This is a genomic window from Enterococcus sp. JM9B (assembly GCF_009933265.1).
In the GTDB taxonomy this organism is placed as follows: Bacteria; Bacillota; Bacilli; order Lactobacillales; family Enterococcaceae; genus Enterococcus_C; species Enterococcus_C songbeiensis.
In genome coordinates this window covers 77936-100649 of sequence record NZ_MAEK01000013.1, presented here as the reverse complement: position 1 = coordinate 100649, position 22714 = coordinate 77936, and the positions used below count along the sequence as shown (strand labels likewise).

At 37.4% G+C, this 22714-nt stretch carries 25 protein-coding genes; 15 read left to right on the top strand and 10 right to left on the bottom strand.

Annotated features, from left to right (window positions below; genetic code table 11):
* The first annotated feature begins 51 nt into the window (after positions 1-51).
* Complete coding sequence (gene ytpR, locus BAU16_RS04400) at positions 52-663, top strand: YtpR family tRNA-binding protein (RefSeq protein WP_048604326.1); 612 nt, start codon at positions 52-54, stop codon at positions 661-663.
* A 194-nt stretch (positions 664-857) separates the two neighbouring features.
* Here ytpR and BAU16_RS13585 read toward each other — a convergent pair whose 3' ends face one another.
* The 5 genes from BAU16_RS13585 to BAU16_RS04390 form a co-directional block, all read right to left on the bottom strand.
* A complete protein-coding gene (locus tag BAU16_RS13585; RefSeq protein WP_202621244.1) occupies positions 858-1067 on the bottom strand; it encodes an IS3 family transposase in 210 nt (69 codons plus the stop codon).
* The gene (locus BAU16_RS13795) at positions 991-1275 is read right to left on the bottom strand and encodes a DDE-type integrase/transposase/recombinase (protein ID WP_442896818.1); all 285 of its coding nucleotides are present in this window, start codon (positions 1273-1275) and stop codon (positions 991-993) included. The genes BAU16_RS13585 and BAU16_RS13795 overlap by 77 nt, the downstream gene beginning before the upstream one ends.
* 66 nt (positions 1276-1341) lie before the next feature.
* The gene (locus BAU16_RS13575; RefSeq protein WP_197076049.1) at positions 1342-1767 is read right to left on the bottom strand and encodes an IS3 family transposase; all 426 of its coding nucleotides are present in this window, start codon (positions 1765-1767) and stop codon (positions 1342-1344) included.
* Positions 1758-2441 carry a helix-turn-helix domain-containing protein gene (locus BAU16_RS13570; RefSeq protein ID WP_048604325.1) on the bottom strand — a complete coding sequence of 228 codons (684 nt, stop codon included), beginning with the start codon at positions 2439-2441 and terminating at the stop codon, positions 1758-1760. Before BAU16_RS13570 ends, BAU16_RS13575 begins: the two co-directional genes overlap by 10 nt.
* An 87-nt stretch (positions 2442-2528) precedes the next feature.
* Positions 2529-3836, bottom strand: coding sequence for a S1C family serine protease (locus BAU16_RS04390; RefSeq protein ID WP_048604324.1), 1308 nt, complete (start codon positions 3834-3836; stop codon positions 2529-2531).
* 362 nt (positions 3837-4198) lie between these two features.
* Here BAU16_RS04390 and rlmH point away from each other — a divergent pair, with 362 nt between their 5' ends.
* Positions 4199-4678: a 23S rRNA (pseudouridine(1915)-N(3))-methyltransferase RlmH gene (rlmH, locus tag BAU16_RS04385; RefSeq protein WP_048604323.1), complete on the top strand. Its 480-nt coding sequence runs from the start codon at positions 4199-4201 to the stop codon at positions 4676-4678.
* A 308-nt stretch (positions 4679-4986) separates the two neighbouring features.
* Here rlmH and BAU16_RS04380 read toward each other — a convergent pair.
* The 3 genes from BAU16_RS04380 to BAU16_RS04370 form a co-directional block, all read right to left on the bottom strand.
* Positions 4987-6149 (bottom strand): IS3 family transposase gene (locus BAU16_RS04380; protein ID WP_161526559.1). Its coding sequence is split into 2 segments (ribosomal slippage): positions 4987-5873 and positions 5873-6149, totalling 1164 coding nucleotides; the frame shifts between segments, so codons are not numbered across the junction.
* An 89-nt stretch (positions 6150-6238) separates the two neighbouring features.
* A complete protein-coding gene (locus BAU16_RS04375) occupies positions 6239-7729 on the bottom strand; it encodes a hypothetical protein (protein WP_161526558.1) in 1491 nt (496 codons plus the stop codon).
* Complete coding sequence (locus BAU16_RS04370; RefSeq protein ID WP_161526557.1) at positions 7726-8772, bottom strand: hypothetical protein; 1047 nt, start codon at positions 8770-8772, stop codon at positions 7726-7728. Before BAU16_RS04370 ends, BAU16_RS04375 begins: the two co-directional genes overlap by 4 nt.
* Before the next feature lie 428 nt (positions 8773-9200).
* Here BAU16_RS04370 and BAU16_RS04365 point away from each other — a divergent pair, with 428 nt between their 5' ends.
* The 6 genes from BAU16_RS04365 to BAU16_RS04340 all read left to right on the top strand — a co-directional run bounded on the left by BAU16_RS04365 (position 9201) and on the right by BAU16_RS04340 (position 13767).
* A complete protein-coding gene (locus BAU16_RS04365; protein ID WP_161526556.1) occupies positions 9201-10535 on the top strand; it encodes a reverse transcriptase domain-containing protein in 1335 nt (444 codons plus the stop codon).
* 143 nt (positions 10536-10678) lie between these two features.
* Entirely contained in the window at positions 10679-11083 is a 405-nt protein-coding gene (locus BAU16_RS04360; protein WP_161526555.1) for an NUDIX domain-containing protein, read from the top strand.
* A gap of 177 nt (positions 11084-11260) precedes the next feature.
* Positions 11261-11455, top strand: coding sequence for a hypothetical protein (locus BAU16_RS04355; RefSeq protein WP_082147264.1), 195 nt, complete (start codon positions 11261-11263; stop codon positions 11453-11455).
* Positions 11456-11593: 138 nt separating this feature from the next.
* Positions 11594-12418: a prolipoprotein diacylglyceryl transferase gene (gene lgt / locus BAU16_RS04350; RefSeq protein WP_161526554.1), complete on the top strand. Its 825-nt coding sequence runs from the start codon at positions 11594-11596 to the stop codon at positions 12416-12418.
* A 369-nt stretch (positions 12419-12787) separates the two neighbouring features.
* Entirely contained in the window at positions 12788-13189 is a 402-nt protein-coding gene (locus BAU16_RS04345; protein WP_137604729.1) for a hypothetical protein, read from the top strand.
* A gap of 68 nt (positions 13190-13257) precedes the next feature.
* Entirely contained in the window at positions 13258-13767 is a 510-nt protein-coding gene (locus BAU16_RS04340) for a DinB family protein (RefSeq protein WP_161526553.1), read from the top strand.
* 116 nt (positions 13768-13883) lie between these two features.
* Here BAU16_RS04340 and BAU16_RS04335 read toward each other — a convergent pair whose 3' ends face one another.
* Entirely contained in the window at positions 13884-14555 is a 672-nt protein-coding gene (locus BAU16_RS04335; RefSeq protein ID WP_161526552.1) for a hypothetical protein, read from the bottom strand.
* A gap of 352 nt (positions 14556-14907) precedes the next feature.
* Here BAU16_RS04335 and msrA point away from each other — a divergent pair, with 352 nt between their 5' ends.
* Positions 14908-15741: a peptide-methionine (S)-S-oxide reductase MsrA gene (msrA, locus tag BAU16_RS04330; RefSeq protein WP_161526551.1), complete on the top strand. Its 834-nt coding sequence runs from the start codon at positions 14908-14910 to the stop codon at positions 15739-15741.
* A gap of 30 nt (positions 15742-15771) precedes the next feature.
* Here msrA and BAU16_RS04325 read toward each other — a convergent pair whose 3' ends face one another.
* Positions 15772-16398 (bottom strand): HAD family hydrolase, encoded by a 627-nt coding sequence (locus BAU16_RS04325; RefSeq protein ID WP_161526550.1) that lies wholly within the window; start codon positions 16396-16398, stop codon positions 15772-15774.
* Positions 16399-16665: 267 nt separating this feature from the next.
* Between BAU16_RS04325 and BAU16_RS04320 the strand changes: the two genes are divergently transcribed.
* From BAU16_RS04320 to BAU16_RS04295, 6 genes are all read left to right on the top strand, one after another.
* On the top strand, positions 16666-17034 hold the full coding sequence (locus tag BAU16_RS04320; RefSeq protein ID WP_048604314.1) for a pyridoxamine 5'-phosphate oxidase family protein: 369 nt from the start codon (positions 16666-16668) through the stop codon (positions 17032-17034).
* A 329-nt stretch (positions 17035-17363) separates the two neighbouring features.
* Positions 17364-18266, top strand: a complete 903-nt coding sequence (locus BAU16_RS04315) for an FAD:protein FMN transferase (protein ID WP_137604728.1) — start codon at positions 17364-17366, stop codon at positions 18264-18266.
* A gap of 62 nt (positions 18267-18328) precedes the next feature.
* Positions 18329-18937: an NADPH-dependent FMN reductase gene (locus BAU16_RS04310; RefSeq protein ID WP_048604312.1), complete on the top strand. Its 609-nt coding sequence runs from the start codon at positions 18329-18331 to the stop codon at positions 18935-18937.
* A gap of 14 nt (positions 18938-18951) precedes the next feature.
* The gene (locus BAU16_RS04305; RefSeq protein ID WP_048604311.1) at positions 18952-20223 is read left to right on the top strand and encodes an NAD(P)H-dependent oxidoreductase; all 1272 of its coding nucleotides are present in this window, start codon (positions 18952-18954) and stop codon (positions 20221-20223) included.
* Between the two features lie 143 nt (positions 20224-20366).
* Positions 20367-21077: a serine hydrolase gene (locus BAU16_RS04300; RefSeq protein WP_161526549.1), complete on the top strand. Its 711-nt coding sequence runs from the start codon at positions 20367-20369 to the stop codon at positions 21075-21077.
* A gap of 178 nt (positions 21078-21255) precedes the next feature.
* Positions 21256-22566 carry an NCS2 family permease gene (locus BAU16_RS04295; protein WP_048604310.1) on the top strand — a complete coding sequence of 437 codons (1311 nt, stop codon included), beginning with the start codon at positions 21256-21258 and terminating at the stop codon, positions 22564-22566.
* The last annotated feature ends 148 nt before the right edge of the window (positions 22567-22714 follow it).

Genomic DNA, 22714 nt, shown 5'->3' with positions numbered 1-22714 from the left:
TAGTGAAAAGTTTGTTATGATAAGCAGAGAAAATTTTAGGAGGAACAACACGTGATTTTTGCATACAATAAAGAACATGTGGGAGATACTTTGTTGGTGATCACTGAAAACGATCATGGCTTGGAGCAAACAGTGACTCGTAAACTGAATGTTGCCCGCATCCAAACCACTGATGGGACAATCATCGGCTGGAATTTCTTTCATATTTCCAATCATTTAACAATCGACGGCAAGGGACAAGTCGAATTAACAGAAGAACAAGTGACCCGCTTGAATGAATTGATTAATGAAGCAGGTTTTGCTGAAACCTTAATTTATGATTCAGAACCAAAATTTGTTGTAGGTTATGTGAAAACCTGTGAAAAACATCCAGACAGTGACCATTTGTCAATTACAGAAACTCAAATTGATGGCGGAAAAACCTTACAAATTGTTTGCGGTGCGCCAAATATCAAAGCGGGGTTGAAAGTTGTAGTTGCCAAGCCAGGTGCAATGATGCCAGACGGGTTATTGATTTGGCCCGGTATGTTACGGGGAGTTGAAAGCTACGGAATGATCTGTTCCGCACGGGAATTGCACTTACCCAATGCGCCAGAAAAAAAAGGCATCTTAGAATTACCAGAAGATGCTGTTGTAGGTGAAGTTTTTCCAGTAAACAAATAAAAAAAGTTGCGGGCTATGGTTGGCTCCCCGTCAAGTGGACACGGAAATATAATAAAATTTTTAGAGAGCTGTTTGCTAATTTTGTGGCAAACAGTTCTTTTGTTTTTCTTTTTTTAAACCTCGGCTGCGCTCGGTTGCGTATCTCTTAGCTGTGCGAAACAAAGGACATTTCACACAGCTAAGAGATACGATTATTACGCTGCCATTAAAAGCTGTTGGTGAACTTGTAATGGAGTTTTGGATTTCAAGCATCGTTGGTAACGACCATTGTTATAGTAGTTGATGTAATCTTCGATCATCGATACGAGTTCTTCGCGTCTTGTAAATTTATGACGATAGTATTTTTCTCGTTTCAATGTTCCCCAGAACCCCTTCCATTGGCCCATTATCAATACAATGGGCAACACGAGACATGCTTTGTTTCATCCCTTGATTTTTGATTTTAGTTCTCATGTTTTTACTGGTGTACTGAAACCCTCGATCGCTATGAAATAGCGGATGAGCCTCAGGCTCAAGTCGAATCGCTTCGTCAAAGGTATCAAAAGCCAACTTATTATCATTTCTATCGCTAATGATGAATGAAACAATACGCCGATCTGCTAAGTCTAGAATGGCACTAAGGTAAATTTTCTTTACTTGGTTTTTTAGAGTGTACTTGAATTCACTGACATCAGTTAGCTATTTTTCATTTGGTTTATCTGCATGGAAATTTCTATTTAGATAGTTCTTGGCAATATGATAAGGATTATTGGAAGCTTTTGTAATTCCGTTTGGATGGTGTTTGACGGTAGATTTAATTTGAAGACTACGACAAATCCGCAATACTCTTTTGTCATTGACGTGCAAACCAAAGTCTTGGACCAAATCGTCGCGGATTCTCCGATACCCCTTGTCGTTATCTGCTTCATAGATATATCTTACTAGGTCTGCCAAGTGCTCGTTAAAGATAGTTTGAGCTGGTTTTGGTTGCTTTAACCAACGGTAATACGCTGATCTGGAGACGTGTAAAAAATCACACATTCGTTTTATCGAATAACTTTTGAGATCATGGAGTTCCTTAATTGCTTGGTATTCAAAGATATGACGGATGAGTTCTAGTCCCACTTCCTTTCTAACTCCCTGACTTTTTTTAAGAGATCATTTTCCATTTCTAACCGTTTGATTTTGCGTTCTTGTTCAGCCAGTCGATCACGCATTTCTTCTTCAGGTGTCCGACTGGGTTCTGTTCCAGCTCGATGTCCTCGGCGATCTTTTAGGCCGGCTTCGCCCATTTCCTCATATTTTAGTACCCAATTACGTACCTGTTGGTACGATACCTGATACTTGATAGCCGTTTTACCATAGTTATGATCATGCACAATACAATAGTGGACAATTTCCACTCGTTCTTTGAAGGTTGTTTTTCTTGATTGACTCATTTGACTTCCACCGCTTTCTGTTTTGAAGTTTCCATGAGTATTATATATCTTTATCCAATCTCGTAGTTGGTTAAGATGTCTTAGTCCATATTTCTTAGTAATTTCCGACAAACTCCCTAAACCATTTAGGTAATCATTTACAGCCTGAATCTTTGTTTCAATCGTATAGTGTGTATTCTTCCGTCTTGCTAATAAGCCAGTAGGTCCCCCATTCTCATAAAGCATAATCCAGTTACTTAAAGCAGCCCGACTAATGCCTGCAGTGCGAGCTAGGCTGGTCATACTGTCTTCACCATTCAAATAGCTCTCTACTAGTTCTACTCGTTTTTCTGGAGTGAGTTTCATCTTTCTTTGTGGCATACAAAATCCCCCCTATACAGGACTTTTATATTTCAGTGTCCTATATAGGGGGGAGCATATCACTAACCGCAACTTTTTTATTTGGTATCAATTGTTTCCTTCACTCTGAGAATTTTGTAACGTTGTTTGATCGATGGAAAGTTCGACATCTACGGTTTGTTTTTTGGATTCTCGATAGAAGGTAATTTTTACAGAATCTCCCACTTTTTTCTTGTACAGTGCAGATTGCAATTCTGTTGTTGAAGTCACTTCTTTACCATCAATTTCTGTGATTACATCGTATTGTTTCAAGCCGGCTTTTTCAGCAGGTGTTGCATTTACAACAGAGAGAACGACGACACCATTAGTCAATGAATTAGGAACTTTCAAGATTTGTTCTTGTTGTCCAGAAGAAATCGTTGAAAGGTCGCGCATCGTGATTCCTAGAGCGGGACGAGTTACTTTTCCGTCTTTTTCTAATTGATTGATGATTGTTACTACATCGTTACTTGGAATTGCAAAGCCCATTCCTTCCACACTGACATCAGAAGAAGAGCTGGCAGTGCTGGCGATTTTACTGGAGTTGATCCCGATAACTTGTCCTTCGACATTTACCAGAGGACCACCGGAATTTCCTGGGTTGATTGCCGCATCTGTTTGAATGGCATTGATATTGACTGTTTGTCCAGATTCGGTCGTGTTGGTTACTTGACGATTCATTGACGAAACAATACCGGAAGTCACAGAGTTTGCGTACTGGGAACCTAATGGTGAGCCAATTGCAATCGCAGGTTCGCCGACCTTCAGTTCGCTGGAATCACCAAATGTTGCGACTGTATCAACTTTGTCAGAAGCGATTTTTAAAACCGCCAAGTCTGTGTAAGCGTCGGTACCGACTAATTCAGCCGTTACTTTTGTGCCATCCTTTAAAACGACTTCTAATCCATCTTGTCCCTCTACTACGTGATTGTTCGTCACGACATAAGCATTTTTACCATCTTTTTTATAAATTACTCCACTGCCTTCACTGGTTTCTTCCAAATCTCCAGAAGAGTTGGAGTCAGAAGATTCTTCGGTCCCTTCTTCTTGTCCGAACATTCCGCCCCATGGACTCAATTCAGAGCTTTGGGATTGTTTTTGCAGATTAATTACGGAAACCACCGCATCTTGTACTTTATCCACGGCAGAAGTAATGTCGCTGTCCACATTGACCTTCACGTTGCTGACTACTGTTTCGCCGGCATTATTTGTTGTCCCAGAACTATTGGTGGGATTGCTTCCCGAACCGTTGAGTAGGTAAAAAGCACCAACGATGATCAAAGACCCGACGACACCACCTAACACACCAACGGCAAACCGTTTTAGAAAACCGCCGGAAGTTTTTTTGGATTCAGGATTTACTTCTTTTCTTTGCATCTGTATTCCTCCTAAGAAATTATTCTTATTAATAGTATAGTATCTATTGCTGATTTTAGTCTAATGAAAGAATTTGAAAAAATTATGAAAAAGGTTCGATGAAAAAAGTGTAAAAATGAGGAGATATTTTCCACAAATCATGTGGAAAAGGCTAAAATAAGTAAGAGGATAAGTTCACTAGTTTTATCCACAGGTCTGTGGATAAAGGGGATAAATCTAACCGAAACATACGTTTGCTTTAGAAATACTTAAATAATAGGCTTTTTTATGGTTATTTCTGTGGATAAACCTGTGACTAATGTGTATAACTTTGTGTGTATCTCAAAGAATAACAAGGCTCGATAAAAAATAAGGAGTAGATTATGAACATAAAAATTATTTCTGTTGGAAAATTGAAGGAAAAATATTTGGTACAAGGAATTGCCGAGTACGTCAAACGCTTGGGCGCCTATGCCAAAATCGAATTGGTAGAAGTCGCCGACGAAAAAGCTCCGGAAAATCTCAGTGAGGCAGAGATGCAGCAGGTCAAAGAAAAAGAAGGGGAACGAATTTTGGCAAAAATTAAAGACACTGAATATGTCTATGCCCTTGCTATTAATGGCAAGAACCCCTCCAGTGAAGCCTTTGCCAAACAAATCGATCAGCTGGGGATTCAGGGGAAAAGCCATTTAACTTTTGTCATCGGCGGCTCCCTTGGTCTGGCAGACAGTGTGTTGACCCGCTGTGATACTCAAATCTCTTTTGGAAAAATGACCTATCCCCATCAATTGATGCGTTTGATTTTGGTGGAACAAATTTATCGCGCATTTCGGATAAATCGGGGAGAACCGTATCATAAATAATGATATTTTTTGATGTTTAGCGTTGTGACAGTATTTTACAATGAGCATTGAATATTGATTTGAAGAGAAGTATAAGCATATATTATTACTATGAAGAGCTTGGGACATAAGTCCTAATGAAAAAAGCATCAATTCCATCAGCTGGAATTGATGCTTTTTCTTTGTATATAGAGTTATAAATGGAATGGCAACAGTTTTTTTGACAAATTTTATAAGGTGCAGAACTTCTTTCCGTATGCTATTCCGATTGTCCTTGACAATGAGCCTCCTCGGATGTGACGATCTTCGGCAGGAGCTAACAGTTAAAGTTAGACTGCCTCGCTAGCGTTAGCACATCCGAGCTCATTATCAAGGATTCGCTGCGCCAATCTCTGGTTACGGTAACCAACCGGTGTCTCGTAGCCAAGTGTACCGTGCAACCGAAGGTGGTTCCACCAATTGACATAGTCAAATAACTCCAAATCCAATTGTTGTAAGGTTTTAAATGTGTATTGATAGACAAATTCTACTTTCAACGACTTATAAGTTGATTCAGCTACGGCATTATCAAAAGGACAGCCTTTATGACTCAATGATCGATTGATGTCAAAAGTTGTTAATAATTCATCAATAGCTTGGTTATCAAACTCTTTTCCACGATCAGTATGAAAAATCTCAACCTCTGTCAGAGGTTGTTTGATACGGCTAAATGCTTTTTTTACTAGAACGGCATCTTTATGTTCTCCACAAGAATAGCCGAGAATTTCTCGATTGAACAGATCCAAAATGAAACAGACATAATTCCATTTTTTCCCGACTCGTACATAAGTCAAGTCTGTTACGATCGCTTCTAATGGGTTGTCTCTTAAGAATTTACGATTCAATACGTTTGTCGTTTTGGCTTCATTGCAAGTAGAATGATGTACTTTAAAATAAGCAACAGTATAGCTCGATTTTAATCCTCTATTTTTCATGATTGTACTAATTTTTCGTCGGCTGATCTGAATGCCTCGTTTTGATAAGGCTTTTTTTATTTTTCTTGAGCCGTAGGCCTTTCGGCTGCGGATAAATTCTTCAGCGACTACTTCTTCAAGTTCTGATTCGTCTTTCTTTGGTTTTGATTGATAATAATAGGACTGACGTGATAGACCTAATATTCTGCACATCGCTGATATAGGGTAAAGATGCTTATTCGCATCGATTACTTGTCTCTTCGTCCGAATATCAGCGCTGCTTGCTTTAAAATATCATTTTCCATTTCTAATTGCTGGTTTCTTTTACGTAGTTCTAACAATTCTTTTTGTTCAGGCGTAAGATTATCTTTTTCTTTGAATGAACCACTCGTTTTAGATTGCTTTACCCATTTGTCAAATGCTGAAGCCGTTAGTTCATATTCTCGAATGATTTCTACACGTGGCTTTCCAGCTAAGTAAAGATTGACGATTTGTTGCTTGAATTCTTGTGAAAAAGTTCTTCGTGTTCTCTTAGACATAAAAATTCCTCCTGGTATGTTTTCTTCTAGTCTACACACCTTAATTTTTCTGTCTAGTTAATTGTAGCCTATCCAAAAAACTAGAGGTGTCACGTTAGATGATCAGTCTTAATTTCTAGGTCATCTAACGTGATGGATTTTTCAGAAAATATTTTATCTGTAAGCTCAATAATTTCTGAAGGTTTGAAATTATTGTATTTGTAAATTGAAGCGACGATAATTTGATTGTCACTAAAATCTTCATTTAGTATATCAAATGTTTCTTCGACATTTTTTTGATCAACTTCCCTACCACTAGGAGAATCTAAAACAATAGGAAGTTTATAACCTAAATAATTTTGCAGTTCAATAATATAGGCCATCTTAAATGAGAATACAATCTTATGTAAGATAGCCCCACTTAAGGATTTCAAATCAGACGTAAAAATATAATTTTTTGATTGGTCAATATATTGATCAACGCCCAATTTAGTAGCATATTTCATAATATTAAAATGTAAATTATTTAGTGTTTCATTACTAATTGAAAGTATTTCCTTCATTTCATTTGTAAGGAAAGCTCGTTTTTTTCTTAAAGAGTCAAGGGTTTGAATCAATTGTTCATAAGGAATACTTACTCGAGAAATCAAATAATCAGCCTTGTCTATTTCACTTTGCAATGAAAAAAGATTATTGCTTTTTTTAATTTCTAACATGATTTCTCTAATATCTTTTTCAACGTAGGATTGTTCTCTTTTCAGCAAGGAAACTCTGGCATTAATATACTTTTGGTTATCATTAAAATGAATTATAGTATCTTCTTTTACAGGAATCTCAATACCAGAATCCTTATCCTTAACTACAAGATCCATCTTTTCAATGTAATTGATAAATTGCTTATTTTCCTTAAGACTATCCTCTAGATCACTAATTTTAGCTTTAAGTTCCTCACTCCGTATCTTTTTTAGTTGGAGTTTACTTTCTAATTCGGAAACATAGTCAGATAAAAAAATGGAAGTATCATTTAACTGTGATAGGTGATCCTTGTATTCAATTATATTTAATATCTGGGAATATTTTTTTATTTCAGCATTTATATTTTCTAGTTCAGTTTTTTGTTCGGATAAGTCTCTTTCCGACACTCCTTCAATTAAATCCTCTACTTTGAATTTGATACTACCGATTACTGTTCCCCTATTAAGTAAAGTCCAGCCTTTCTCCTGATCCATGTAAATAGAGCCAAGAATACTTTTCGATACATTCTCATTTTTAGTGTTCCAAATTGTAGAAATTACTAAACCTTCATCAGTAGGTAGATTATATTTAAGACTAGAACCATCCTCATAAATCAAAACAATTTTATCATTAGTCCTTTCTACATACTCTAAGCCCATCGGTGTTTTTAAAGAAAGGTATGTTTTTACTTTTTTAAATGGCAGCCTTTTAGTTTGTGGGATACTGTAACCCATTGAATAGAATAGCAATCTTAGTAAGGTGGATTTTCCAGCACTATTTTTAGCGCTATGAATTAATGTTTTCGAATCTAAGTTAAAAGTTTTTTTAATTCCGTTGTATTCTAAATTTAGCTGGTTCAATCTCATAATCCTACCTCCTTATCTAGTCTTTCAATCAATTTCATTTTTTTCAGTATTTTCCATAGTATAAACTTAGTAACTGCGTTAGATGTATCATTAGATTCTGAAAAGAATAATTTTTTTTCGTAGTAATTAGCATAATCTTCTATGAAGCTCTTTGGAGCAGTTCTTTTGCTAGTGTATTTTTTACTTTTAAGATAGTCACGGTACTGTTGAATTACTTGATTAATAAAAGAAAAATCAATCAATTTTCTTTCAATGAATTCAGAATAGGTATTTTCAATAGCATCTTCTTCGCCCAGATCTAAATCGAACTCTTCAAAAAATTCATCACTCACTGGGTCTAAAGAAAAAATGACGATTGGCCATGTCAAATCCCCTTTTTCCAAGGCAATAGATTTAGATGAATTTTTTGAAAAATCTAGTTGATAATTTTCAAATACTCGAGTTACTTGCGCATTACTTAATCCAATATTAGTTAAAAAAGCAGTAACGCTTTCTTTTATAAATCTGTACCTAGTTTGATCATCATCGCCGAAAAATGGAAGAGTCCTAATTAGGAGGCGGTTAATATCAAAATTTGATAAATCTAGTTTTTCTTGTTTAGCTACTTTAACAACGTAAGACTGTATTTTATCCTTTATTTTGTCAGGCAATTCTGAAAAAGAGTACTTTGTAGGGCTATTGGCAAACATAGTTGAAAATTTCTGAAAAACAAAAGGATTAGCAATATTCGTTCCATACACTAAGGAAGCATAACTATTGTTTTGGGAAGCATTAATTAGTGTCTTCAAAGCATCTTTTAAGTGTTTATTAGTATTGCTACTACTATAAGGATCAAGTTGGGATTTAGCTTGAATATAAATCATCTCTTGATTTTCATACGAGATTTCAATGTCTTCTGTTTTGCCTTCTACCTTGATGCTCTTCAAGTTTTTTAAGTCCTGGGACACAATAAAAAGAGCTAGGCTGCTTTGAAAATCCCAACCAAAAGCAGAAGCTTGAGCATTTGTATCAATGATATTAAGTTCTTCTTTTCTATTTTCCATATAGACACCTAAACACCTTACACTTAGAAGTGAATTTATGATTCTATTATAAACTATTTCCAATATATTAAAAGGTACGTACGTTATTTATCGAGCTGACATATTAATTGAGATATGATAAAATTAACTTGCTCTATATGTAGTTGTAGAGGGATAATGTTTGCTAAAGTCAAGCACCAGCAGTATTACAACAAGTAGTCGGTCTGTGTGACACAAAGTTGACATAGGTCTGAACAGGCTCATAGCCGCTTCAACTCCTTTCGTTAATTCAATGGCTTTACCAATATTATACAGGAACAGTTTGATGTTCTTTGGGCGCTGTGAGTATAGAACTATACCACTTGTAAGTTTTGCGTGCAGGAAGAGTAGTACCCCATTGGCCCTAAATGGTACTTTTCCTCATCCAAGAAATAAAAAGGAGAGTAGTTTTGGAAGACTTTATCACAAAATCTTATCTTCATTTTGACTATAGAACAAGATATAATTCCGTAAAAGACTATGTAGAAAATCCTCAAAGGATTATTAAACATGGTTTTTTTCCTTTTATACACAAAAAGAAAGTGTTAGTAAAGTATAAGGTTAACGGTACAAGGAAGAGACCTGTCAAGATTAAACTGCGTGAACTTTATAGAGCCTCACATTTAGATTCTTGCATTTATAGATACTACGCGGATCGTCTAAATAAGGATTATGAAAGAGTAGTAGAAATAAGAAATATTGATGATAACGTCGCTGCTTATAGGACCGAAAAAGGTAAATCGAACATAGATTATGCGGCAGAAACAATGGATTTCATCAAGAGAACCAACGATGGTTGTTTTATTTTTTTAGGGGATTTTGAAAAGTTTTTTGATACTCTGGATCATGAATATTTAAAGTGTAAGCTAAAAGAAGTCTTAAACACAAATAAATTGGCTGAAGATTGGTTTAAAATATTTAAGACAGTAACCAGTTTTTCTTGGGTTGAACAAAAAGATTTAAATGCCCTATTTGGTTCAGAAAAAGAACAATACAAGAACAGTTTGAAAACTTATTTTGAAACTTGGGAGGAATTTAGAAATTTTAAAGCTGATGGTCATGTACATAAAAATACTAAGCCTTTTGGAATCCCCCAAGGAACCCCAATAAGTGCTTTATTATCAAATATTTACATGATAGATTTTGATAATTGGTTAAATAAATTATCATCTAAATATGATGGGAAATATTTAAGATATGCAGATGATTTCATTTTGATATTGCCCTTCATCACAACCACTCAGGATGTTTATCTTGAAATTGTTAATGAAATCCTGCAATATGCATCCGATGTGACTAAGTTGAAAATTGAGAAGAATAAAACAGAGAAATATCTTTTTAAAAACAATACGATTTATTTATTTGGGTCTAATAAAAATGACACATCAAGTCTAGTACAATCAAAATTGGATTATTTAGGATTCGTATTTGATGGAAGCAATGTAAAGATGAGGCAAAAAAGTGTTTCAAAATTTTATAGAAAAGCTGACAAAGCGATAAGAGCGGCTAGAAAAAAAAGTCGAATTAAGAAATCGAGTTATCTAATTGGTAAAAGGCATATCTATAGATATTTTTTTGATGAAGGTGCAAGGGATAGTAGAGGAAGTAAATTTGGAAACTTTATTTCCTATGCTAGAAGATGTCAAAAGAAATTCGATCAAATATCTCCTTTAACGGAGAATTTAATGATGGAACAAATAAAAAACAGACGGAAAAAATTATTAAAAAAAATGCATAAAAGCTAACAATCAACCTATGTTTAATCGTTAGCTTTTTTAGCGCGAAATGGAGTGGTACGGAGAACCGTATCATAAGTGATGCGGTTTTTAGATAGCTAATATAATTTCACATTTTTCATAATAGAATTTTTTAGAAAGGGGGAATAATCTTGCGAGCACGGGTTATTTTATACAATCGAGAAAGCAATTCTATTTTACTTATTGAGCGCAAAAAAGATGGTGAAAATTATTGGGTAGTTCCTGGTGGAGGGGTAAAAATAGGCGAAAACTACTCAGAGGCCGCAATGAGAGAAATTAATGAAGAACTCGGAGTAAGAATTACTGCTCAACAATTAAGAAGCTTATTTTTAGCCGAAGAAGAATCTGAGCATCAACTATTTTTTTATTGTGAAGTGAATAGTTCAGTTACTCCAACGATCAAGGGTGAAGAAGCAAGTCGATCAAATATCAACAATCAATATATACCATGTTGGGTAAAAATTGACTGTTTGAATGCTATTAAACTTGAGCCGCAAGTTATCCGTAAGAAACTGATTAGTTATTTTGGCGTTTAATTCTTCCGACAACAAATTTCAATTATAAGTTAGCTGTTTTTCAAACCGACGATTCGTTCGGTCGGATATAAAAGTAGTGTTCTTCAGTGAACTTCCACATTATAAAATTACTTGATACAAATCAATTCACCATTGCTTGCAGTAGGTTATGATTTCACAAAGGAAAGGAGGATGGATATGAAACAAACGGTGAAAATCAAGCAGATGATTTGTACCTGTAAAGCAAAAGAGGTCTTTTTCAAATTGATCTCACTGGAGGATGTCGGAAAGGTAAGTTTGGATGTACCTTCTCAAAGTGTCATTATCGAGGTAAAAAAACCTATATCAACCGTTTCGTTGCGAGCGGCACTACAACCAATTCGACTAGACTGACAGTTGTATAGATAAAAGACGGTAAAAAATTCCGAAACTCTTAGAAAGTTGATACTTATCAATTTTGCTGAGAGTTTTTTTGTGTAAACTGACGCTAAGTTGTTTAACAAGCAACAAAATTTAAATGGGGTGGAAATTTTGCTACTTGCAATCGAATCAATTGCGTTGCAGCTAGGACCAATTCATATTCACTGGTATGGGATTATTATTGGTTTTGGCGTGATTATGGCGTATATTCTCAGTGAGAGAGAAGGAAAAAGACGAGGGATTCCAGCAGACTATTTTTCATCGATTGTCATTTGGTTATTGCCAATCGGTATTTTAGGTGCACGGCTGTACTATGTTCTGTTTCGATGGTCCTATTACAGTGCCCATCTAGGAGAAATCCTTCAAATTTGGAATGGTGGTCTAGCGATTTATGGTGGTTTAATTGCGGGCGGGTTAACACTTTTGATTTATAATCGTCTGCATTGGTATTCCTCTTGGACATTTTTAGATATTTTGGCTCCCGGTGTATTGCTGGCACAAGCAATTGGCCGTTGGGGAAATTTTATGAATCAGGAAGCTTACGGGCCTAAAACAACGTTGTCTTTTCTGCAATCGTTGCATTTACCTGACTTTATCATAAAAAATATGTTTATTGCTGGTGCTTATCACCAACCGACGTTTTTATATGAATCACTTTGGAGTCTTGCGGGCGTTATTTTGATTTTAGTACTACGTCATCGGAAAAATTTGTTTAAAAATGGAGAGATCTTTTTGACCTATATCATGTGGTACTCAATGGGTCGCTTTTTTATCGAAGGTTTGCGAATGGACAGTTTGTATTTGACCGGAAATCTGCGGGTTTCACAACTACTGTCGGTTCTACTATTTATCGTGGCTGCTCATCTTGTCTTTTTCCGCAGAACCAAGAAACAAGGAACGTGGTATTTGGAGCATCAAAGTGTAAATCTTCTCTAATAGTTTAAGGTCAATGGCGAACATCATTGACCTTGTTTTTAGAAGTAAAAGTAGTGAGATTATAGCAACGAAAGGCCCTAGAGTACAAGCAATGCCACCAGCTATCCGTCAGCTAAAAATTTCTTTTATTTTCCATCACTTGAATAAAAATCAGTTGTTTACTATAATCAAAGAAAACCACCCTATACTGAATATATAATTGGTAAGAAAAGTTATTCCAATGGTAATCGTAGGTAAATGAGTGGGAATAATAAAGAAACAAGAAAAGCACCTGATTTTTTATTGTTTTGAAAATTTTTTACGCATGAATGAGGCACTTTTATTAAAAAGGTATCTATATTCGACATTCAACTATTGGAGGAATCTGTAATGAAATGGGATTATTTATGGGAAGGCACATTGGATGAAAAAATCATTGATGCTGGAGAACGATGGTCAGGCGAGGAATTTTTAGCGGAAGATGAACGGGAGGAAATTCCGAAAGAATACTATGAATATTTCAGTTTTTTACAGGAAAGAATGCGTAAAATGTTAGACTTGGAAGCAGAGAATAAGTTGGAATATATTAAAGAAGTCATGTATTTAGATGCGCGGATGGCTTTTTTAGTACGTGAACTGGCGTCCGGGATCAAGGTACCTTTTAGTGATTACATGGAACACGAAAAGAAATTTTATTGGCGAGATTACATTATGAATACCAATTATGGCAAGCACACCATTATTCATCAGTTGTTGATTCTAAGTAAAAATGAACCTAGCGATTATTTTTAAGAACTATTCTTTTTAGGCGAATAAATACGTAAGGCAGTCATTTTTAAACAAAAAACGGGAGGTGCACAATGAAAATCACGCAATTAACAATCGATATGTTAAAACGAGGGCAAGAGCGGCTGGAGGAGACATTGGGACAGATGAGTGTGTCTGAGGCAAATACCATGCCGGCACCCTTGATTAAATCGGTCACGTGGCTTGTTTGGCATACTGCGCGGGAATTGGATTTTCAAATTTCAGAGCTGAATGGAAGTAGTCCGCTGTGGGTAAGTGCTGGTTGGAGTGAAAAATTTGCGTTGGATCTGCCTGATGATACAGAAGATTGGCGTCATACACCGGAGGAAGCAGCGAAAGTAGTGGTAACGGATAAAAAGTTATTGCTTGATTATTTGACTGCCAGTGTGGATTTTGTGACATCTTATTTGAAAACTGTCAAAGAAGATGAACTTGCAGAGGTGATAGATACGAATTGGACGCCAGTAGTTACTCGACAAATCCGATTGGTTTCTGCAATCGATGATGCCGTGATGCATTCTGGTCAGGCAGTTTATACAAGAAGATTGGTTATCGGAAAATAAATAGTCTTCGAAAAAGTAAAAATTAGTGGATTCTTTAAATAAAATTAGATAACATGCAAAAAAGTCGCGTTCCTGTAGAGGAAAGCGGCTTTTTTTACGACTGTATCTAGAAAAAATTATTCAACTACCTTTAATAGCTGGTGCGTGTACGTAGGTGTCTGACTGCCAGCCAACTTGTTTATCGAAGCCAAGGCCAAATTTTGTTGCAATTGACCACAGGTGCCTTCAAAAATTAATTCTAATTCCGGCAACTGTAAAAAGTCGGCAGGGTGCATGAGGGAAGGACGCTTTGGCAACGTGATTGCTTGGGAATTTTCTAAAATTTCACTCACGAACTGTGAGCAGAAGAAATGCCAAGGTCGTTTGTTTTCAATATTCAACTTGCATAAAAAAAGACCAAGTAGATTGTAGCGATATTTGTTGCGCATCGTAAGCATGGCGAAAATTTGTTGACGTGCCAATTGCAGAGAGCGTTGATTTACCGGCAATCGAAGCAATAGACAAGGGGTATCAGGATGATTTTTATAAAAACCAACGGCAATATTTTCATCAATAAAGCCAGCGGGTAAAGGGAAAAGGGGTTGCGTACGGGCAAAGCTGTACATTTTTGATAGGCTAGGATCAAAGGATAAAGCAACGTGGGTAAATGTTTCAGCCGTGGTGAAACGGATCGCTTTTGAAGTATAGGTTTCTGTTGCACTTAAAAAAAGATAAATATAAGGCATAGTGTGCTCCTTGTTCGTAATGATGTAATAAATTTTCTTAACAGAAAATTTAATCTGATTCACACGCCCTATCCTCATTCCACTAGATAACCTGGAAAAAGAGGAAGTGACATCCTTGTTCGTAATGATGTACTAAATTTTCATATTCGAGACAATCGTTTGTTAGTATTCGTCCATTTCACAGGTTAAGCAGATGCAGGAATTAAAACGATTGTTTTATAAAAAGTAGCTCAAGCATAGCAAATTAAAGGGAAAAAGCATAGACTTTTCGGAAAATTTAATCTTCTCATGGAGTTCTACGTTCTACGACAAAAAACAATCGTTTAATTGGTCACCTTTTAGCCTGATAACGTATAGTAATAGTAAAAGAAAGTAACTATTCAGCAAAATCGGATTTTTACGAGGAGGTGTAGAAATGAAAGACGAGCAAAAAGTAACAAATACACTTTATAATCTGATCCTCAATCCCAATACCCGCGAGTGGGAGCGCAAGGTATTAGTGGAAACGAAAAATGACTTGGAGGACAAAGAGAATTTTTGGGATAAAATCGCAGCTCTCGAAGCAGTTTTGCGACCCCTTGCCCTTAGAAATAATTTGACGCCGGATGTCGCTGATTTTTATTTACAAATCACCAACGACCCTGTTGGTGAAAAAAACTTTGACTGGTCAAAGCATACATTGTCAAACCTTGATTATCAGGAACGGGCAATTTTTGCCGGTGGCTGTTTTTGGTGCATGGTGGAACCTTTTGAAACCCAAAGTGGCATTGTCTCTGTTTTATCCGGCTATACCGGAGGGGACACGACTTCTCCCAACTATGATCAGGTCAGTAGTGGGCTGACAGGACATGTTGAGGCTGTGGAAATTATTTTTGACAGACGGATTATCAGCTATGAAGAGTTGGTGGAACTGTATTGGCAGCTGACGGACCCAACGGATGCTTTTGGACAATTTCAAGATCGTGGAGAGCAATACCAACCGATTATTTTTGTTCAAAATGAGAAACAAAGACAAGTGGCGGAAAAATCAAAAAACAAGTTGATCGAATCAGAAAAATACAAGCAGCCCATCGTGACCCAAATCAAAAAAGCCGACACATTTTGGCCGGCAGAAAACTATCATCAACAATTCTATAAAAAGCAACCTAAAAGATACAAACAAATCAAACGAGTCCGACACCAGCTTTTGCTTTACCAGCAGCTAAAAAGCAAACTACGGCAAATTTTCAAGGGGCGCGCAAAAAAGTAAGGTAGTGACAACCAAGATTGTTTTTTCTGATTAAAGAACAGCCAGTAAGTCATTTGGTTGAGAAAGAATCCTCTCAAGAGTCGAAAATTCTTCTGCCGGTTGGGCACCCCAGCCAGCCAAGGCAAACACCACCTGACTATTTTGCGCACAACGCAGGTCATAAACCGAATCGCCGATATAAATCGTTTCTTCTGGACGAGCGTGTAATTCTTCCAGCGCTTTTAAAATTGATTCCGGGTTTGGTTTGTGTTTTTTTGTATCCGAAGCAGTAACAACAACTTCAAAAAAATCCGTCAATTCAAAAGAAGCGAATTCCTTTATCAACTCGTTGCGTAATTTGGAGGTCACAACCCCCAATTGGTACCCGGTATTTTTTAATTTTGTCAAAAGAGGAACAATACCGTCAAAAAGCCGAACATCCGTTGAATGAGCCGCCAGTTTTTCGACCCAAATCGTTAACAAACGTGCCCGTTCCGCTGGAGAATCACTATATCTTTCCAAGGCTTTTTCGCCGGGAATTCCTAAAACAAAAGTCAGTTCTGCTTCTGGAACAATTAAGTGCAATTCTTCGTTCAATAGCTCTTTAAGAGAACGCAAAATCGCCTGCTCGGTGTCGATAAGAGTGCCATCAACATCAAATAAAATCGTCTTGATCATTTTATCTCTCCTCGTCAAGTGGTCGTTAACATTCAACTAGTTTTCATTCCTGTAAGTTGTAAAAAGTATAGCAGATTTAGCAGAAATAACAAAACAGCTCTTTGTTTACAGCAAAGAACTGTGCAGAAATAAAATCGGAAATAGGTATATAAAAGAAGTATGTCAGGAAAAACATTCTATTTTTGGTGGCTTTCAAGGGGAGATATTTTACATTTTATATAAAATATGATATCAGTAAGATACATTAATTAGATGGGAGATTTTAGGATGTTTACTGAAACATTTCTAGCAGTTTTAGAGCATGAAGGCGTGGTTACGATTATTTCAAATAACGCAAGTGATTATCATGCAGTCAATACTTGGAATTCGTATGTCAAAGTAGAAGGAAACAAATTATTGATTCCTGCCGCAGGAATGCATAGTGTTGAAGAAGATTTAGCGGTGAACGATCAGGTTTTAGTAACTCTTGGTAGTCGAGAAGTGGAAGGACTGGTTGGACCCGGCACAGGATTTCATGTATCAGGAAAAGCCAGCTTTTTAACTTCCGGAGAAATCGTGGAGCGTATGAAGGAAGAGTTTCCTTTTTTGTCCCGCGTACTTGTGATTGAGGCAACCGGAGTAGAGCAAAAAATTTAGCACTAAAGACAGAAACAGTCGTTGAAACCAACGGCTGTTTTTTTATAATATATATTTTTTTACATATTCCATTGACATAAATATTGGTGAATAGTATTATCGTGTTGTAGAAAATGTGAAAGATAACACAATTATCATCTCTGTCTTCGTTTGTTTTTTACGAGGAGAGTGCTTTTTTTGCAACTAGAAGTGCTATCCTTTCACAAAAAATAAAATCGATTTCGATTGTTGTGAAAAGGGAACGTTTGTGTAGTTAGAAATGAGTGAAGGCGGTAAAATGCTGAAGGAAAGAAGGGAAAAAGGTGAAGCAAAATCGAAGAGTTCGGCTGATGGGAACGGTAATTGACATCGAGATCGAACATGAGGCTCCGGAAGCTATTTTGGATGAAGTTGTTGCTCGTTTAAAAAAATATGAACAGCGCTTCAGTGCAAATGATTCGGATTCAGAGCTGATGGTGGTTAATAAAAATGCCGGTATTCAAGCGGTGAAGGTGCATCCCGACTTGTATGAGCTGATCAAAATCGGAAAATACCACAGTTGTGCGCCGGCTAGTAATTTAAATATCGCCATCGGTCCCTTAGTCCAAACTTGGCGAATCGGCTTTGATGATGCGAAGGTGCCTTCTCCGAAAACGATTCAGCGCTTATTGGAGGAAACAGATCCGCATAATATTTTGCTAAATGATGACGAGCAATCGGTTTTTTTGACCCATCCAGGAATGCTGATTGATTTAGGGGCGCTGGCGAAGGGCTTTATTGCCGATTTGATTATTGCGTATTTAAAAAAGCAGGAGGTTTTCTCTGCATTGATTAATTTAGGGGGTAATATTGTCGTCTTGGGACCCTCAATTCATGGCGATCATTATTGGCGAATTGGTATTCAAAATCCAAAATTGTCCCGTAATCATTCGCTGCTTGCGATAAAAGCATTGAATCAATCAATCGTAACCTCAGGGATTTATGAACGAAGCTTGGAAAGCAACGGACACACGTACCACCATATTTTAGATCCTCATACTGGTTATCCGGCAACGACAGATGTCGCCAGTTTGACGATTTTATCGGAGAAATCCATCGATGGAGAAATTTGGACGACACGTTTGTTTGGCAAGTCCTCTAAAGAAATTCTCACCACGTTAAATCAGTTGGAAAAAATTGACGGGTTACTGATTACCAAGGATGAGCAATTTGCTTATTCAAATGGATTAAAGGAACGGATTGTAAGCGTCTGAGGGTCGGGAAAATCCGGAGGTAGGATGTTTTTGCAAGAAAACAATTGAAAGGAAGTAATAAAATGAAAAAATTTATCGGATTAGTAGGAACCAACTCAGACAATTCGACAAATCGAACGTTGTTGAAATTTATTAAAAAGCATTTTTCAGATAAAGCACAGGTTGAATTAATTGAAATCAAGGATATTCCAATGTTCAATAAACCAGCGGATAAACAATTACCGGATGTCGTCAAAGAAATCGCTGAAAAAATTGATGCCGCAGATGGCGTAATCATCAGCACGCCAGAATACGATCATGCGGTGACCGCTTCGCTAATCAATGCACTAAACTGGTTGTCTTATGGCATTTTTCCTTTTGTTGACAAACCCGTTATGATTACCGGAGCATCTTACGGTACCTTAGGTTCTTCCCGGGCACAGGCCCATTTACGTCAAATTCTTGATGCTCCTGAATTAAAAGCGCGAATCATGCCAAGCTCAGAATATCTTTTGGGACACTCACTGCAAGCTTTTGATAGTGAAGACAAGTTATTGGATCAAGAACAAGTGGAAAAACTAGAAGAACTGTTTGAAGACTTCTTAACTTTTGTGGCGATTACGGCGCAGCTTAATCATGCGCATGAAAGCAACAAAAAAGAAGCGGAAAACTTTAACTGGGAAAAAATTTAAAGGAGTGAAGTAAGATGAAATTTATCGGTATCGTAGGATCAGCAGCAGAAGTGTCTTACAATCGGCTGTTGTTAAAATATATCAAAAAGCAATTTAGCGGACTCTTTGATTTAGAAATCGTTGAAATCAAAGATATTCCGATGTTCAATCAAAGTGACGATCAAACCAATACGCAAGTAATCCAACGATTGAACAATAAAATCAAAGCAGCAGACGGCGTGATTATTGCCACACCAGAACATAACCACACCATTCCTGCGGCCTTGAAGAGTGTCCTAGAATGGCTTTCTTTCAAAGTTCATCCATTAGAAAACAAACCCGTTATGATCGTGGGGGCTTCTTACTATGATCAAGGTTCTTCGCGGGCACAGTTGCACTTGCGCCAAATTTTGGATGCTCCCGGTGTGAATGCCATGGTTTTTCCAGGAAATGAATTTTTGCTGGGTAAGGTCAAAGAAGCCTTTGATGAAAACGAAGAATTAAAAGATCCAGGAACAGTGAAATTCCTTGGCAGTACCTTAGGGAAATTTGTGCAGTTCGTAAAAGTTGTTGCCGTTTTGGAAGGACCAAAACCAAAAGCTGCACCAGAAGACCTTTATGCGACTGGAAAAATCGACACCACAATCGAAGGCGTTGACATGACTGCAGACGATTGGGTGGAACAAGCAGCCAAAGCAGTTAATGCGGTAGAAGGAAAGACCTATGTGAAATTGGATCGCGGAATTTTGACGGTGGATCAATTGAATTATTTCCTGAAATCCATGCCGATGGAATTGACCTATGCCGACAGCAACAACCAATTCTTATATTACAATAAAACCAAACCGGCAGAAGAAATGTTAGCACCACGGGTACCTGCGCAACCAGGGAACCCTCTTGCGAAATGCCATCCGGAAAAATCATACAAAAATGTTAGCTGGGTTATCTCCCAACTACGCTCCGGTGCACAAGATGTCGTGCGGGTACACGTACCAAAACATGTTCCTGAAAAATATATCGTTCACAATTACCAAGCAATGCACGACGAAGAAGGTAACTATGCGGGAATCAACGAATACATTTTAGATTTCAAACCAATTATTGAATGGTACTTGAAACAAACCGGACAAAAATTGGTGGGAGACGTGGACGCTGTTTCTGGTGCTTCCAAACAAGAAAAGAAAACCGATGCCGTATCTGGCGCTAGTGAAAAACAAGAAGTAGATGCCGTATCCAGTGCCTCTACAAAGGAAGAAACACCACAACCAGCAGTAGACAGCGTGTCTAGTGCTTCGGTGAAAGAATAAGATTGAAAGACGAAAAACGGACTCTCCTTGAGGGTTCGTTTTTTTCTCTTCACCATAGATTATGTTAAAATAAAGAGGATTTTTTCAATTAGTCTTAATTACTAATCCAAATGACTGAAAAATTGGAAGAAAAGAGGCAGACGATGGCTACTCATGACTCAATTTCACAACCAGCAAGACCCTTGCTTGATGGATCGGTGATCGAATCAAAGGCAAAACAAGTTGCTTATGGCATTTATTATTTTGCAAGAAAAGAATATCTCTCCAATGCGTATTCGGCACCAATGATTTCAGCAAGTATAATCAAAGTTTTCATTATGGAATATATTTTTGCAAACCAGTTGGATTTGCAAAGAAGCATAAATGGGGAGCCGTTGAACAGCTTGTTACAGCGGATGATTCAAATCAGTGACAACGAGGCGACCAATGCGATTATTGATCAAGTCGGGATGGATGCCCTTAATCAGTATTTTTTACAGGCGGGATACACCGATACAAAAATACAGCGAAAGATGCTGGATACTCAAGCACAGAGCCAAGGAATTGAAAATTACACCTCTTTACCTGATACGATGGAATTTTTGAAAAGAATATATAGTCAGCAAGCAAAATTCCCTTATGGAGAAATGCTGAAGATTTTATTGGGACAGCAAATCGGAACAAAACTGCGAAGTAAATTGCCTGAGAAGATTCCCGTTGCCAATAAAACTGGTGAATTATCTGGTGTTGAAAATGATATTGGTTTGGTTTTTGCACCGAATAATCCCTTTGCCATCGTAGTACTGTCAAACGGTGTTTATGACCGGAGTAAGATGAGAGAAGCAATCGGCAAGCTTGCTCTGGCAGCAATGTAAAGAAGTACAAATTATTGAGGCATTTTAATAGCCAATTTTTTGAAACGTTCGGATTCTTCGCTAATTCTCAATTCAATATTTACTTATCATTCCGAATAATATATGATTAAATACGTTCTTTAAGAGAAATATGCACTTATTACGAACAATATTAATTAGTTGATTAGGGGGAAATCAAATGAAGGAAAAAATTCTTTCCTACTTTGAGATCGAGAAATTACATACAACGGTAAAACGAGAAATTTTGGCGGGTTTTACGACATTTATTTCGATGGCGTATATTTTATTTGTCAATCCTACGGTGTTGGGTGCTTCGGGGATGGATGAAGGGGCGGTTTTTACTGCTACCGCCTTAGCTAGTGCGATCGGCTGTATTTTAATGGGGGTACTTGCTCGGTATCCCATCGCCACCGCACCCGCTTTGGGCATCAATGCATTCTTTGCCTATTCTGTCTGTGTCGGAATGGGTATTCCATGGGAAACGGCATTGGCCGGAGTTTTTGTCGCTTCACTGATTTTTATTTTGATTACGATTTTTAAATTGCGGGAGCTGATTATTGATGCGATTCCCACCGATTTAAAATACGCCATTTCTGGCGGTATTGGTTTGTTTATCGCCTTCTTAGGATTAAGCGAAGGTGGGATCATCGTTGCGAATGAATCAACACTGGTTGGTTTAGGCTCCTTTTCTGTTGGAACGACTTGGCTGACTATTTTTGGATTGGTTATTACGGCGATTTTGATGGTTCGTCGGGTACCAGGTGGGATATTTATCGGAATGGTAGCAACTACTGTCCTAGGCTTGATTACAGGCTTGATTTCGATGCCTGAAAAAATTATTTCCGGTGCCCCCAGCTTAGCACCTACCTTTTTAGTTGCAGTCAAACACATTGGCGACATCAATTCCCTGCAACTATGGGTCGTTGTTTTGACCTTTTTATTGGTGACTTTTTTTGATACTGCTGGAACATTGGTGGGATTAGCCAATCAAGCAGGTTTTATGAAAGACAATAAAATGCCTCGTGTCGGAAAAGCATTGGCTTCTGATTCAACTGCGATGCTGGCGGGTTCGCTTTTAGGAACCTCTCCGGTGGGTGCTTATGTGGAATCTTCAGCAGGAATTGCTGTAGGAGGACGTTCAGGATTGACAGCAATCACGACAGGGCTGTTCTTTATCCTAGGCTTGTTCTTCTCGCCACTATTATCGGTCGTTACATCACAAGTCACGGCACCAGCGTTAATCGTTGTGGGTGTTTTGATGGCACAATCTTTACGAGAAATTAAATGGCACGAGATGGAAATTGCCATTCCTTCGTTTCTGATTCTTTTGGGCATGCCGCTAACTTACAGCATTTCAGACGGAATTGCCTTGGGCTTCATTTTCTACCCAATCACCATGATCGCTGCAAAACGAGGCAAAGAAGTTTCGCCAATCATGTATGTATTGTTTTTTGTATTTATCGGATTTATGTGGATTTTGAATGTGTAAATGATGGAAAAAATCAGTCTTTGGCTGATTTTTTTTGCGAAAAATTTTGTTTGGTTTCTTGAGCTTTTGCTGAAATGGAAGAAACAGCGTCAGGGGATACAATGATTTCTTTTTTACGAAATGTTTTTTGTTTACAGATATTCAAATG

Excerpts from the sequence above, each read along its gene's own strand:
- BAU16_RS04305 (WP_048604311.1), top strand. The coding sequence starts at position 18,952 with ATGAAATTTATCGGTATCGTAGGATCAGCAGCAGAAGTGTCTTACAAT.
- BAU16_RS04325 (WP_161526550.1), bottom strand. The coding sequence starts at position 16,398 with ATGATCAAGACGATTTTATTTGATGTTGATGGCACTCTTATCGACACC.
- rlmH (WP_048604323.1), top strand. The coding sequence starts at position 4,199 with ATGAACATAAAAATTATTTCTGTTGGAAAATTGAAGGAAAAATATTTG.
- BAU16_RS04320 (WP_048604314.1), top strand. The coding sequence starts at position 16,666 with ATGTTTACTGAAACATTTCTAGCAGTTTTAGAGCATGAAGGCGTGGTT.
- BAU16_RS04375 (WP_161526558.1), bottom strand. The coding sequence starts at position 7,729 with ATGAGATTGAACCAGCTAAATTTAGAATACAACGGAATTAAAAAAACT.
- BAU16_RS04370 (WP_161526557.1), bottom strand. The coding sequence starts at position 8,772 with ATGGAAAATAGAAAAGAAGAACTTAATATCATTGATACAAATGCTCAA.
- BAU16_RS04310 (WP_048604312.1), top strand. The coding sequence starts at position 18,329 with ATGAAAAAATTTATCGGATTAGTAGGAACCAACTCAGACAATTCGACA.
- BAU16_RS04345 (WP_137604729.1), top strand. The coding sequence starts at position 12,788 with ATGAAATGGGATTATTTATGGGAAGGCACATTGGATGAAAAAATCATT.
- BAU16_RS04315 (WP_137604728.1), top strand. The coding sequence starts at position 17,364 with ATGGGAACGGTAATTGACATCGAGATCGAACATGAGGCTCCGGAAGCT.
- BAU16_RS04390 (WP_048604324.1), bottom strand. The coding sequence starts at position 3,836 with ATGCAAAGAAAAGAAGTAAATCCTGAATCCAAAAAAACTTCCGGCGGT.
- BAU16_RS04295 (WP_048604310.1), top strand. The coding sequence starts at position 21,256 with ATGAAGGAAAAAATTCTTTCCTACTTTGAGATCGAGAAATTACATACA.
- BAU16_RS13570 (WP_048604325.1), bottom strand. The coding sequence starts at position 2,441 with ATGCCACAAAGAAAGATGAAACTCACTCCAGAAAAACGAGTAGAACTA.
- BAU16_RS04355 (WP_082147264.1), top strand. The coding sequence starts at position 11,261 with ATGAAACAAACGGTGAAAATCAAGCAGATGATTTGTACCTGTAAAGCA.
- BAU16_RS04340 (WP_161526553.1), top strand. The coding sequence starts at position 13,258 with ATGAAAATCACGCAATTAACAATCGATATGTTAAAACGAGGGCAAGAG.
- msrA (WP_161526551.1), top strand. The coding sequence starts at position 14,908 with ATGAAAGACGAGCAAAAAGTAACAAATACACTTTATAATCTGATCCTC.
- BAU16_RS04300 (WP_161526549.1), top strand. The coding sequence starts at position 20,367 with ATGGCTACTCATGACTCAATTTCACAACCAGCAAGACCCTTGCTTGAT.